This is a genomic window from Shimia sp. W99 (assembly GCF_053851455.3).
In genome coordinates this window covers 1,341,719-1,353,064 of sequence record NZ_JBSQBU020000001.1, presented here as the reverse complement: position 1 = coordinate 1,353,064, position 11,346 = coordinate 1,341,719, and the positions used below count along the sequence as shown (strand labels likewise).

The window sequence follows — 11,346 nt, the reverse complement described above, 5'->3', positions numbered from 1 at the left end:
ATTCCTCTCGACTCGGGACGAGCGTTATGGCGGCGAAAAATGTGGGGTGAAAGGGGGAATTGTCAATGCGGTGGCATTTTCGCCGTGGCAAGGTGATGTGCAAAGGATGCAGAAAGAGGTATGGCGATGTTGAGAGCGATGATGATCCTGTTGGCCATGGCCGTGACGTTTCCCGCCTGGGCGTGGGAAGAACCGGCGCGCGGTACGGCAACGCGCGCGGCGTTGATGGACGCCATCCGCCCCCATGCAGAATGGCAGCTGGGCGCGCCGGTGCAATTCGTGGTCGAAGACTTGCGCCGCGCAGATGACGTCGCCTTTGCCTCGTTGCGGGCGCAGCGCCCGGGCGGTGGTGCGATCAACCTTTATGACACACCGGCCTATCAGCGCGGAGAGCTCTATCCCGAAGACATGGATGGGGCCTGGTACCATGTGCTTTACAAGAAATCGGGATCGACATGGGTTGCGGTGCAATGGTCGGTGGGGGCGACCGATGTCTGGTGGGCTTGGGCACCGACCTGTCGGGCGTTCCGGCCGGTGATCGCCGAGTTCTGCACCGGGATCAACTAGGCCCGGCTCAGCAGCCCGCCGGATTGTCGGGTGATCTTGCCATCAAGCTCGAGGTCGACAAGCGCAGGGGCCACGTCTTCGGACTCGGCCTGCAGGTCCCTGACCAGTTGATCTTCGGCTACGGGGGCCGGGCCCAGCCGGTTCAGGATTTGCATGTGCAGGTTCGAAATCTCCCGCAGGCTGCGCTTCCGGGGTTTCGGGGGCGGTGGCAAGTTGGGAAGTTCCGGCTGGGTATCGGGTTGCAAACCTGCCAGCGGTCCGAGCGCCTCGATCACATCTTCCGCCGACCGCACAAGCTGTGCGCCGTCGCGGATCAACAGGTTGCACCCGGAGGCCCGTGCATCAAAGGGATGGCCGGGCACGGCCAGAACCTCTCGGCCCTGGTCAAGGGCGTTGCGCGCGGTGATCAGGCTGCCGGACTTGACTGCGGCCTCGACCACCACGACGGCGCGTGACAGGCCCGAGATGATCCGGTTGCGCGCCGGGAAGTGGCGCGCCTGGGGCATCAGGCCGGGTGGCTGTTCGGACAGCCGCAACCCTTGTCGGGCGATATCCTCAGCAAGTCGCGTGTTTTCGGCTGGGTAAACGATGTCGATCCCGCTTGCAAAAACGGAAATGGTGCCGGTGGGCAGGGCGGCAATGTGGGCGGCGGTGTCGACGCCACGCGCAAGGCCGGAGACCACGACGAATCCCTTCTGCCCCAGATCGCGGGCAAGCGCGCGCGCCATGCGGGTTCCCAGCGACGACGCATTGCGTGCGCCGACCATGGCAATCATCGGTTTTTGCAATAGATCTGCGCGCCCCTTGGCCCAGAGGACCGGCGGGGCATCTGCAATATCGCGTAAAGCGTCAGGATAGTCCGGATCACTGCGCAGCAAAAGCCGCGCCCCCGCCGCGTGTCCTGCTTTGAGTTCGTTATTGATCACGGCTTCGGGGCAGGGTTCGTAATTCTCGACACCGGCGGCGCGGGCAATTTCGGGTAGGGCGACAAGCGCCGCATCTGCGGTAACGTGCTCCTCCATCAGTCGATTGAACGTGGAAATGCCAACCCGGCGAGAGCGCAAGAGACGGAGCCACGAAAAACGAACTTCTTCCGTGGTGGGTGGGAGTTGGGGGTGAGTGGAAGAATAATTGTCTTCAGTCATCCGTGGCTCCATCCGCTTGCAGAATCAGATGTAGCGCGTGGGTGGTTAATGGCGCGTAAACCGTAAACAGATTTAGCCAACAAATGCGCCTGGCACTGACAAGCGCAGGCTGATCCAATAGATCAAGGCTAGAAACGGCCCCATCGCCAGCGCGATGGGCATGGAAAGAACCAGCGCGACGACCTGCCCAACGGCCGCCCCGGCAAGCAGCGCCATTCCCCAGCCTGCGATCCCGCGTTTCAGGGCCGCGATGGCAAGTGGGACGCCCATCAATAAACCTATCCATGAGAAGTAGAAGGAAAAGGCAGCAAAGCTTGCAAACAGGCTGATCGTCAGCCCGTCAACACCGCCCCAGCTCAATGTGGCCTTGGTCTCGGATGAGATAAAGAGGATCAGGTATATGTAGCCCAGGAGCGATGGGACTATGAGAACAGCAGCGCAGGCAATCGCATGGTGCCGCCAGAAAACCTTTCTGGCGGCTTCTTTGTCGGTTCGAAAAACCGGCCATCCGCTCAAGCTGCAGAACCGCCCACCGTCAGCCCATCCATCAACACCGTTGGCTGACCAACCCCGACGGGCACCCATTGACCGGCCTTGCCGCAATTGCCCATACCGGGATCAAGCGCCATGTCATTGCCAAGGCCCCGGATTTGCGTCATGGCTGTCGCCCCGTCCCCGATCAGGGTCGCGCCCTTGACCGGGGCGCCGACCTTGCCGTTTTCCACGCGGTACGCCTCGGTGCAGGAGAACACGAACTTGCCATTGGTAATGTCGACCTGCCCGCCGCCAAAGCCCACGGCATAGATCCCGTCCTTGAGCGATGCCACCAGATCCGAAGGATCGCTGTCGCCGCCCTCCATATAGGTGTTGGTCATGCGCGGCATCGGCGTGTGGGCATAGCTTTCGCGCCGTCCGTTGCCCGTCGGTGCCACGCCCATGAGCCTGGCATTCTGGCGGTCCTGCATGTAGCCGACAAGGATGCCGTCCTTGATCAGTGTCGTCTTGGTGGACGGCGTTCCCTCGTCATCCACGGTGATCGAGCCACGCCGGTCCGGGATGGTACCGTCATCCACAACGGTCACGCCGCGCGCGGCGACCTGTTGGCCGACCATGCCGGTGAACTTGGAGCTGCCCTTGCGGTTGAAATCGCCTTCAAGCCCGTGCCCGACGGCTTCATGCAACAGGATCCCAGGCCAGCCTGGGCCAAGCACAACCTGCATCGGGCCGGCTGGGGCCGGAACCGCTTCAAGGTTGACCAGCGCAATGCGCAGCGCCTCTTGTGCCTTGGCTTGCCAGTCGGCGGGGTCGAGCAACCCATCGAGGCCGATGCGCCCGCCGCCCCCAGCGCTACCGGATTCCCGGCGTCCATTCTGTTCGACGATTACCGAGACATTGACGCGCGTCATGGGGCGGGTGTCGGTGACATGCGTGCCATCGGGGCGCAGGATCACCACTTCCTGATGCGATGCGACGAGCGTGGCCGAAACCTGAACAACGCGCGGATCAAGAGCACGGGCAAAGGCGTCGATCTCGCGCAGGGTCTCGATCTTGACCGGAAAGGCGATGCCGCCGATCGGGTCGGCATCCGTATAGAGCTTGCGGTTGGTCGGTTGCGGCCCCTCGGCGAGCACGCCTCCGCCCGCGCCAACGGCCAGCCGGGCGGTTTCCACGGCGCGCGCAATCGCGGCTTCGGAGATGTCCGAGGAATGGGCATAGCCCGACACATCCCCTTTGACCGCGCGGAGACCGAAACCTTCGCCCGCGTCATAACTGGCGGTCTTGAGGCGCCCGTCATCAAACACCAGCGCCTCCGAACTGCGGCGCTCGAAGAACAGTTCGCCATCCTCGGCCCCGTCTGTCGCTGCGCGCAGGTGCCGCAGCGCAGCGCCCTCGTCCAGGGCGGTCTCGAAAGGGCGAAAGTTGTTCTGAGTCATGTGTGGTTTTCCCTCGGTTTTTGATCTAAATCAAAAAAAGCGCCTGTTTGCCGCATGCTTCGATCTTTATCTGTGGGATAGAATATGGTTTCTAGGCGCGAAACAACAGCGGGATTGTGCCGGTTTTCCGGTGCGACTCGCCGACTCGTAATAGAACAACACAGTAACCGATCAGGGTGAAACATGCGCATTCTCTCGACAATCCTGGGCCTCCTGGCAGCCTTTACCGCCGTTCCGGCGTTCGCACAGAGCGTTGAAACCGTTGGCAAACCCACGCCCGGCGGCCTCGGCTTTCAACCGGCCGCCACCGAACTGGCTCGCCAGATCCACTCGTTGGACCACCTTCTCCTGGTGATCATCACCGCCATTGTGGCCTTTGTCAGCCTGCTGATTCTGATCGTGATCGTGCGTTATAACCGTCGCGCCAACCCGAACGCTGCGACCTTCACTCACAACACCCCGATCGAGATCGCCTGGACGCTGGGCCCGATCATCATCCTGGTGTTCATCGGTGCCTTCTCGCTGCCTGTTCTGTTCAACCAGCAGGAAATCCCGGAAGGCGAGGTCCACATCAAGGTGACGGGCTATCAGTGGTACTGGGGCTACGAGTACACCGACCACGAGTTCGCCTTTGACAGCTTCCTGCTGCCGAAAGAGGAACTGGCAGAGAACGGTTACAACAGCGATGAGTACCTGTTGGCCACCGACACCAAGGTTGTCGTGCCGGTTGGCAAGACCGTCGTCATGGACGTGACCGGTGCGGACGTGATCCATTCCTGGACCATCCCTGCCTTTGGCGTGAAACAGGACGCCGTCCCGGGCCGCATCGCGCAGCTGTGGTTCAACGCCGAGCGCGAAGGCATCTACTTCGGCCAGTGTTCGGAACTTTGCGGCAAGGACCACGCCTACATGCCGATCACCGTTCAGGTGGTTTCGCAGGCCGACTATGACAAGTGGCTCGAGGGCGCGATCGAAGAATACGCAGGCGACAAGTCGACCCTGCCTTCGGTCAAGGTGGCCGCGGCTGACTGATCTTGATGGCGGGGGAGACCCCGCTTTCGACCATCCGAACGGCAGCGATTGAACAGGACGCAGTCATGAGTGACACAAGCATCAACACACGGGCCGACACTGGCGAGGCGGGCTTCGGCGATTACTTCGCTCTGCTCAAGCCGCGCGTGATGTCGCTGGTGGTGTTCACCGCCGCGGTGGGTCTGCTCGCCGCACCCGGCGGGGTACATCCCTTCGTGGCGTTCTGCTCGATCCTGTTCATTGCAGTGGGCGGCGGCGCCTCGGGCGCGCTCAATATGTGGTGGGATGCGGATATCGACCGGGTGATGAAACGCACCCAGAACCGCCCCATCCCCTCGGGCAAGGTAACGCCGGACGAAGCCATGGCGATCGGTGTGGCGCTGTCGGGATTTGCCGTGGTGATGCTGGGGCTGGCTGCCAACTGGGTGGCCGCAGGGCTTCTGGCCTTTACCATTTTCTTCTACGTGGTGATCTACACCATGTGGCTCAAGCGCTGGACACCGCAGAACATCGTGATCGGCGGCGCGGCCGGGGCGTTCCCTCCGATGATCGGCTGGGCCGTGGTGACCGGGGGCATCTCGATCGAGAGCGTTTTGATGTTCACCCTGATCTTCATGTGGACCCCGCCGCATTTCTGGGCGCTCTGCCTGTTCATGAAATCCGACTACAAGGACGCGGGCGTGCCGATGCTGCACGTGACCCACGGGCGCCGCGTGACCCGCAACCATATTCTCGTCTACACGATCCTTCTCTCAATCATCGCGGTGGGCATGGCTTTCACCGGAGTGGGCGGTCCGATCTACCTCGTGACCTCGCTGGTGCTGAACGCGCTGTTCCTGGCAGGGGCTGTGGCAATCTGGCGGCGCGACGAAACCGTGGCCGAGCGTGACGGTTACAAGCGCGAAAAGGCATTCTTTGGCCTGTCGCTTCTGTACCTGTTCCTGCATTTCGGTGCGATCCTCGCCGAAGCGGCGCTGGCACCCTACGGGTGGGGAGGCTGGTGAGCATGAGCTTTCGTGACGATCATGAACTGCACAAGCGCCGGTTCGGGCGCAATCTGGGTGTGGCGCTGGTTCTTGTCGGCTTCATCGTGATCGTGTTCGGCCTGACCGTGGTCAAGGTTACGCGCGGTGACTACGAACCTGAAAACGCAGTGGTGAGCAACTGATGGCGATGGAAGGCAAGAACAAGACCCTGTTCCAGACCGTGGGCGTGGTCGTGCTTATGGGGGCGCTCGCTTGGGCGTCGGTGCCCTTTTATGACTGGTTCTGCCGGGTTACAGGCTTTGGTGGGGAAACGAATGTCGCAGATAGCGGCTCGGACGTAATCCTCGAAAAAACCATCAAGGTGCGCTTTGACGCTTCCAAGGAACGCGGCATGCCGTGGGAGTTCAAGCCGCTGCAGCGCGAAATGGAGATCCGCATCGGCGAAACCGGGCTGGCCTTTTACGAAGCCTACAACCCGACCGACCGCCCGATTGCCGGTTCTGCCAGCTACAATGTCGCCCCGTTTGATGCGGGCGGCTACTTTACCAAGATCGACTGTTTCTGCTTTGAAGAGCAGGTGTTGCAACCCGGCGAACGGGTGACGATGCCGGTGAGCTTCTTTGTGGACCCCGAGATCGTGAACGACCGCGACGCCAAGTTCGTCAAGTCGATCACGCTGAGCTACACATTCTTCGAAATTGATCTTCCCGAGGAAACCGCGTCCTTGACGCGGGCGGGGGAGACCGACGTAAACTAAGGCAAGCCTTCCAACGAGGGAAAAGAAAAAAATGGCGCACGCTAAAAATCACGACTATCACATTCTGGCCCCCTCCTGGTGGCCCTTCCTGGGTTCGCTGGGCGGCTTCATCATGCTGTTTGGTGCGGTCCTGTGGTTCCACGACAATGGTCCGTGGATGTTCCTGATCGGCCTGATTGCCGTTCTTTATGTCATGTTCGGCTGGTGGGCTGACGTGATCGCGGAAAGCAATGCCGGGGATCACACACCCGTCGTTCAGATCGGGCTGCGCTATGGCTTCATCCTGTTCATCATGTCCGAAGTCATGTTCTTCTCGGCATGGTTCTGGACCTTCTTCAAACACGCCATGTACCCGATGGGCCCCGATAGCCCCATGGTGGACGGCGTCTGGCCGCCCGCAGGGATCGAGACCTTCGATCCGTGGCACCTGCCGCTGATCAACACGCTGATCCTGCTGTGTTCGGGCGCGGCCGCCACCTGGGCGCACCATGCGCTCGTGCATGAAAACAACCGCCAGGACATGAAATGGGGCCTGATCATCGCCATCGCTCTGGGTGTGATCTTCACCGGTTTCCAGGCGTATGAATACAGCCACGCGGCCTTTGGTTTTGCCGGCAACATCTACGGCGCGTCCTTCTTCATGGCGACCGGCTTCCACGGCGCGCACGTAATCATCGGGACGATCTTCCTGTTCGTCTGCCTGCTGCGTCTGATGAAGGGGCATTTCACCCCCGAGAAACACGTCGGTTTCGAAGCGGCCGCCTGGTACTGGCACTTTGTTGACGTTGTCTGGCTGTTCCTCTTCGCGGCGATTTACGTCTGGGGCCAGTAACCCTCCCGGCAACGGTTGAAATCCGGTGCCAAACAGAGAATAACACGTCGCGGGCGGCCCGGTGCTGCCCGCGATTTTCTTTGCCCCGAATGAGGCCCGTGTGACCCGTTACATTCTGCCCCTGTTTTTCGGCATTCTCGGCACCGTGGTGCTGGTGAGCCTCGGTACTTGGCAGGTGCAGCGCTTGACCTGGAAGACGGGGGTTCTGGCCGAGATCGACGCGCGGATCGCCTCCGATCCCGTGGCCGTACCGGTGCAGCCCGATCCCGAAGAGGATCGGTTTTTGCCGGTCACCGCGCGTGGCACGATCACGAATGAGGAACTGCACGTGCTTGCCTCCACGCGCGATGTGGGGGCAGTTTATCGCGTGATCGCAGCCTTCGAGATCGAAGATGGGCGGCGCCTGCTTCTGGATCGTGGTTGGATCAAAACACCCCAGAAGAATGCCGCCCGCGCCCCTGTCGAAGCGACCATTGTGGGCAATCTGCACTGGCCCGACGAGATCGATAACTATACGCCGGATAACGATCTGGCGGGGAATATCTGGTTCGCACGCGATGTGGATACCATGGCGGCGGCGCTGACAACCGAACCTGTTCTGATCGTTTTGCGCGATACGTCGGAAAACGACCCTCCCGTGACGCCGTTGCCTCTGGACAGTGCGGGAATTCCCAACGATCACCTTGAATATGTTGTCACCTGGTACGGTCTGGCGATTGTCTGGGTGATCATGACGCTTTATTACCTGCGCCGACTGCGCAAAACCAAGAAGGCTTGAGACCGGTGAAATACATTTCGACCCGCGGAAACGCGCCTGTTCTGAGTTTCGAAGAAGCCATGCTGACCGGCCTTGCCCGTGACGGCGGCCTTTACGTGCCGGAAACCATCCCGACGATGAGCGCGGACGAGATCGCCGCGCTGGCCGGGGTGAGCTACGAAGAGGCGGCGCTCCGGGTGATGCGCCCCTTCGTGGGCGATGCCTTCACCGACGACGAATTCAAGGGCATCATCGCACGCGCCTATGAAGGGTTCCGGCATGTCGCCCGTGCGCCGCTGGTACAGCTGGGCCCTAACCATTTTCTGCTTGAGCTGTTCCACGGCCCCACGCTCGCCTTCAAAGACTTTGCCATGCAGCTCATCGGCCAGCTGTTCCAGTTCTCGCTGGGGCGCCGGAACGCGCGCGTGACCATCGTTGGCGCCACTTCGGGCGACACCGGTTCGGCGGCGATTGAAGCCTTCCGGGGCTTGGATAACGTGGATGTGTTCATCCTGTTCCCGCATGGCCGCGTCTCTGATATTCAGCGCAAACAGATGACCACGCCGGACGACGCCAATGTGCACGCGCTGGCGCTGGATGGCGACTTTGACGATTGCCAGGCCAAGCTCAAGGACATGTTCAACGATTTCGAATTCCGCGATGGCGTGAAACTGGCCGGGGTGAACTCGATCAACTGGGCGCGGGTGCTGGCGCAGGTGGTATATTACTTTACCTCCGCCGTCTCGCTCGGCGCGCCGAACCGCGAGGTGTCGTTTACCGTGCCGACCGGCAATTTCGGTGACATCTTTGCAGGTTACATCGCCAAGAAGATGGGGCTGCCGATCAAGGATCTGGTGATTGCTACGAACCAGAACGATATCCTGCATCGCACGATGGAAACCGGCGCCTACACCAAGGAAGGTGTGACGCCCTCGATCAGCCCGTCGATGGATATTCAGGTGAGTTCGAATTTCGAGCGTGCGCTGTTTGATGCCTATGGGCGCGACGGGAATGCGGTGGCACAATTGATGGAAGAACTGAAGGACGGGTCCTTCTCGATCAGCCAGGGGGCGATGGAAATCCTGCGCGAGACTTTCAAGTCGGGCCGTGCCTCGGAAGACGAGACCATGGCCACCATTCGCGATGAGTTTACCGCCTGTGGAGAAGTTCTTTGCCCGCATTCGGCAGTTGGGGTAAAAGTTGGTAACGAGAACCTGTCCGGGACACCGATGATCACCTTGGCCACAGCCCATCCTGCGAAATTCCCTGATGCCGTGGAACGGGCGATGGGGCGCCGCCCCGATCTGCCTCCGCACATGGCGGACATGATGGATCGCGAGGAGCACGTGACACGGGTGCCCAATGACCTTGCGCATCTCGAAGCCCTGATCAAAGAACGGATTGCCCAGCGTTGACCGTAGAACTGCACACACTCTCGAACGGTTTCCGGATCGTCACCGAGAACATGCCCGGGCTTGAATCCGCGGCCATCGGAATTTGGGTCAATGCGGGGGGGCGCCATGAACGCCCCGAGCAGAACGGCATTGCGCATTTCCTCGAACACATGGCCTTCAAGGGGACCAAGCGGCGCAATGCGCTTGAGATCGCCGAGGCCATCGAGGACGTGGGCGGCTATATCAACGCATATACCAGCCGCGAAGTGACGGCCTATTATGCGCGGGTGCTGCGCAATGACGTGGCGCTGGCGTTGGATGTGGTGGGGGACATCGTTCTGAACCCGGTCTTCGACCCGGTCGAGATCGAGATTGAACGCGGCGTCATCCTTCAGGAAATCGGGCAGGCGCTCGATACGCCGGATGACGTGATCTTTGATTGGCTGCAAGAGCGGGCCTATCCCGATCAGCCGCTGGGGCGTACCATTCTTGGGGAAGGGGCGCATGTGCGAGGGTTCGGACGGGACGACCTGTCATCCTTCGTGCGAGAACAGTATCGCCCGGATCGCATGATCCTGTCGGCTGCGGGCGGCATCGACCATGAAGAAATCGTACGGCTGGCCGAGGAGATGTTTGGGCATCTCGAGCGCGGCCCCCGCATTGAGATTGCACCGGCCAGATTTGGCGGCGGCGAATACCGCACCGAGAAGGCGCTGGAGCAGGCGCATTTTGCGCTCGGGCTCGAAAGCCCGGATTATTGCAGCCCGGATATCTATTCCGCGCAGATCTACACCACCGCGCTGGGGGGAGGTATGTCGAGCCGCCTGTTCCAGGAAATCCGTGAAAAGCGGGGCCTGTGCTATTCGATATTTGCCCAGACCGGCGCCTATGCCGACACCGGCATGACCACGATCTACGCCGGGACGTCCGGAGGCCAGATTGCTGAACTGGCGCAGATCACGATTGATGAACTCAAGCGTGCGGCCGAAGACATGAGCCCGGTGGAAATCGCGCGCGCGCGAACCCAGATGAAGGCGGGCTTGTTGATGGGGCTGGAAAGCCCGTCCAGCCGTGCCGAACGGCTGGCGCGGATGCTGGCAATCTGGGATCGCATCCCGGCGTTGAGCGAAACCGTGGAGCGGATTGACGCTGTCACGGACGAAGATGTGCGTCGCATCGCCGAACACATGGCGGTCGCCGCGCGTCCGGCCATGGCGCTTTATGGCCCCGTCTCCGGTGCGCCCGATCTGGACGCGTTGCAGCAGAGGCGCGCTGCCTGATGCTCCTGAACCGGCGCAAGGTGCGGATCGATTCCGAACGGTTGGTCCTGCGTCCGCCGATGCATTCGGATTTCCGCGACTGGGCCGAGCTGCGCAGCGCCAGCGCAGGTTTCCTTGTGCCGTGGGAACCGGTCTGGTCGTCCACGCACCTGAGCCGCAAGAGTTTTACGAACCGGGTCTACTGGGCGCAGCGTTCGATCAGCAATGACAGCGCACTGCCCCTGTTTCTGGTGCGGCGGCGCGATGAGACCCTGCTTGGCGCGATCACATTGGACAATATCCGGCGTGGCCCGGCACAGGCCGGGACCCTTGGCTATTGGATCGGAGAGGAATTCGCGCGCCGCGGTTACATGCGCGAGGCGATCGAAGCGGTGGTGCATCACGCGTTCCAGCGTATGGACCTGAGCCGGATCGAGGCGGCCTGTCTGCCCGAGAACATCGCATCACGCGGGGTATTGGAGAAATCCGGGTTCAAATACGAGGGCGTCGCGCAGAGTTATCTGCAGATCAACGGGCGCTGGCGCACGCATGTGCTTTATGCCGCTTTGCGCAATGACCGGCGCGGGCGCACCATGATTGGACAGGCCTGAGGCTTGTTGCGGGGAAGGGGGGCGGGGCCCCCTCTTGAGCCTGAAGGCTCAATTCACCCCCGGGGTATTTCT

General features: G+C 61.3%; 13 protein-coding genes. 10 read left to right on the top strand and 3 right to left on the bottom strand.

The features are described 5' to 3' along the window. Positions 1-120 precede the first annotated feature (120 nt). On the top strand, positions 121-567 hold the full coding sequence (locus ACS3QZ_RS06635) for a hypothetical protein (RefSeq protein ID WP_456037120.1): 447 nt from the start codon (positions 121-123) through the stop codon (positions 565-567). On the opposite strand, the gene dprA is transcribed toward ACS3QZ_RS06635, so the two are convergent. The 3 genes from dprA to tldD all read right to left on the bottom strand — a co-directional run bounded on the left by dprA (position 564) and on the right by tldD (position 3,646). Beyond that, positions 564-1,712, bottom strand: a complete 1,149-nt coding sequence (gene dprA, locus ACS3QZ_RS06630) for a DNA-processing protein DprA (RefSeq protein WP_456037119.1) — start codon at positions 1,710-1,712, stop codon at positions 564-566. The two genes, ACS3QZ_RS06635 and dprA, sit on opposite strands and share 4 nt — an antisense overlap. A 72-nt stretch (positions 1,713-1,784) precedes the next feature. Continuing rightward, the gene (locus tag ACS3QZ_RS06625) at positions 1,785-2,228 is read right to left on the bottom strand and encodes a hypothetical protein (protein WP_456037118.1); all 444 of its coding nucleotides are present in this window, start codon (positions 2,226-2,228) and stop codon (positions 1,785-1,787) included. Continuing rightward, positions 2,225-3,646, bottom strand: a complete 1,422-nt coding sequence (gene tldD, locus ACS3QZ_RS06620; RefSeq protein WP_456037117.1) for a metalloprotease TldD — start codon at positions 3,644-3,646, stop codon at positions 2,225-2,227. The genes ACS3QZ_RS06625 and tldD overlap by 4 nt, the downstream gene beginning before the upstream one ends. A gap of 183 nt (positions 3,647-3,829) precedes the next feature. Here tldD and coxB point away from each other — a divergent pair, with 183 nt between their 5' ends. The 9 genes from coxB to ACS3QZ_RS06575 all read left to right on the top strand — a co-directional run bounded on the left by coxB (position 3,830) and on the right by ACS3QZ_RS06575 (position 11,274). Further along, positions 3,830-4,678 (top strand): cytochrome c oxidase subunit II, encoded by an 849-nt coding sequence (gene coxB, locus ACS3QZ_RS06615; protein WP_456037116.1) that lies wholly within the window; start codon positions 3,830-3,832, stop codon positions 4,676-4,678. 65 nt (positions 4,679-4,743) lie between these two features. Continuing rightward, positions 4,744-5,682: a heme o synthase gene (cyoE, locus tag ACS3QZ_RS06610; protein ID WP_456037115.1), complete on the top strand. Its 939-nt coding sequence runs from the start codon at positions 4,744-4,746 to the stop codon at positions 5,680-5,682. A 2-nt stretch (positions 5,683-5,684) separates the two neighbouring features. Further along, positions 5,685-5,846 carry a cytochrome c oxidase system small membrane protein gene (locus tag ACS3QZ_RS06605; protein ID WP_165610104.1) on the top strand — a complete coding sequence of 54 codons (162 nt, stop codon included), beginning with the start codon at positions 5,685-5,687 and terminating at the stop codon, positions 5,844-5,846. Beyond that, a complete protein-coding gene (locus ACS3QZ_RS06600) occupies positions 5,846-6,421 on the top strand; it encodes a cytochrome c oxidase assembly protein (protein ID WP_093094838.1) in 576 nt (191 codons plus the stop codon). Before ACS3QZ_RS06605 ends, ACS3QZ_RS06600 begins: the two co-directional genes overlap by 1 nt. A 31-nt stretch (positions 6,422-6,452) precedes the next feature. Next, entirely contained in the window at positions 6,453-7,253 is an 801-nt protein-coding gene (locus ACS3QZ_RS06595; protein ID WP_093094837.1) for a cytochrome c oxidase subunit 3, read from the top strand. A 100-nt stretch (positions 7,254-7,353) separates the two neighbouring features. Further along, on the top strand, positions 7,354-8,031 hold the full coding sequence (locus tag ACS3QZ_RS06590; protein WP_456037114.1) for an SURF1 family protein: 678 nt from the start codon (positions 7,354-7,356) through the stop codon (positions 8,029-8,031). A gap of 5 nt (positions 8,032-8,036) precedes the next feature. After that, positions 8,037-9,425 (top strand): threonine synthase, encoded by a 1,389-nt coding sequence (thrC, locus tag ACS3QZ_RS06585; RefSeq protein WP_456037113.1) that lies wholly within the window; start codon positions 8,037-8,039, stop codon positions 9,423-9,425. After that, positions 9,422-10,684, top strand: a complete 1,263-nt coding sequence (locus ACS3QZ_RS06580) for a M16 family metallopeptidase (RefSeq protein WP_093094834.1) — start codon at positions 9,422-9,424, stop codon at positions 10,682-10,684. Before thrC ends, ACS3QZ_RS06580 begins: the two co-directional genes overlap by 4 nt. Then, on the top strand, positions 10,684-11,274 hold the full coding sequence (locus ACS3QZ_RS06575) for a GNAT family N-acetyltransferase (RefSeq protein WP_456037112.1): 591 nt from the start codon (positions 10,684-10,686) through the stop codon (positions 11,272-11,274). The genes ACS3QZ_RS06580 and ACS3QZ_RS06575 overlap by 1 nt, the downstream gene beginning before the upstream one ends. Positions 11,275-11,346: the final 72 nt, after the last annotated feature.

Bases quoted from the DNA above. Each gene is read 5' to 3' on its own strand.
- ACS3QZ_RS06635 (WP_456037120.1), top strand. From the start codon at position 121: ATGGCGATGTTGAGAGCGATGATGATCCTGTTGGCCATGGCCGTGACG.
- dprA (WP_456037119.1), bottom strand. From the start codon at position 1,712: ATGACTGAAGACAATTATTCTTCCACTCACCCCCAACTCCCACCCACC.
- tldD (WP_456037117.1), bottom strand. From the start codon at position 3,646: ATGACTCAGAACAACTTTCGCCCTTTCGAGACCGCCCTGGACGAGGGC.
- coxB (WP_456037116.1), top strand. From the start codon at position 3,830: ATGCGCATTCTCTCGACAATCCTGGGCCTCCTGGCAGCCTTTACCGCC.
- cyoE (WP_456037115.1), top strand. From the start codon at position 4,744: ATGAGTGACACAAGCATCAACACACGGGCCGACACTGGCGAGGCGGGC.
- ACS3QZ_RS06605 (WP_165610104.1), top strand. From the start codon at position 5,685: ATGAGCTTTCGTGACGATCATGAACTGCACAAGCGCCGGTTCGGGCGC.
- ACS3QZ_RS06600 (WP_093094838.1), top strand. From the start codon at position 5,846: ATGGCGATGGAAGGCAAGAACAAGACCCTGTTCCAGACCGTGGGCGTG.
- ACS3QZ_RS06595 (WP_093094837.1), top strand. From the start codon at position 6,453: ATGGCGCACGCTAAAAATCACGACTATCACATTCTGGCCCCCTCCTGG.
- ACS3QZ_RS06575 (WP_456037112.1), top strand. From the start codon at position 10,684: ATGCTCCTGAACCGGCGCAAGGTGCGGATCGATTCCGAACGGTTGGTC.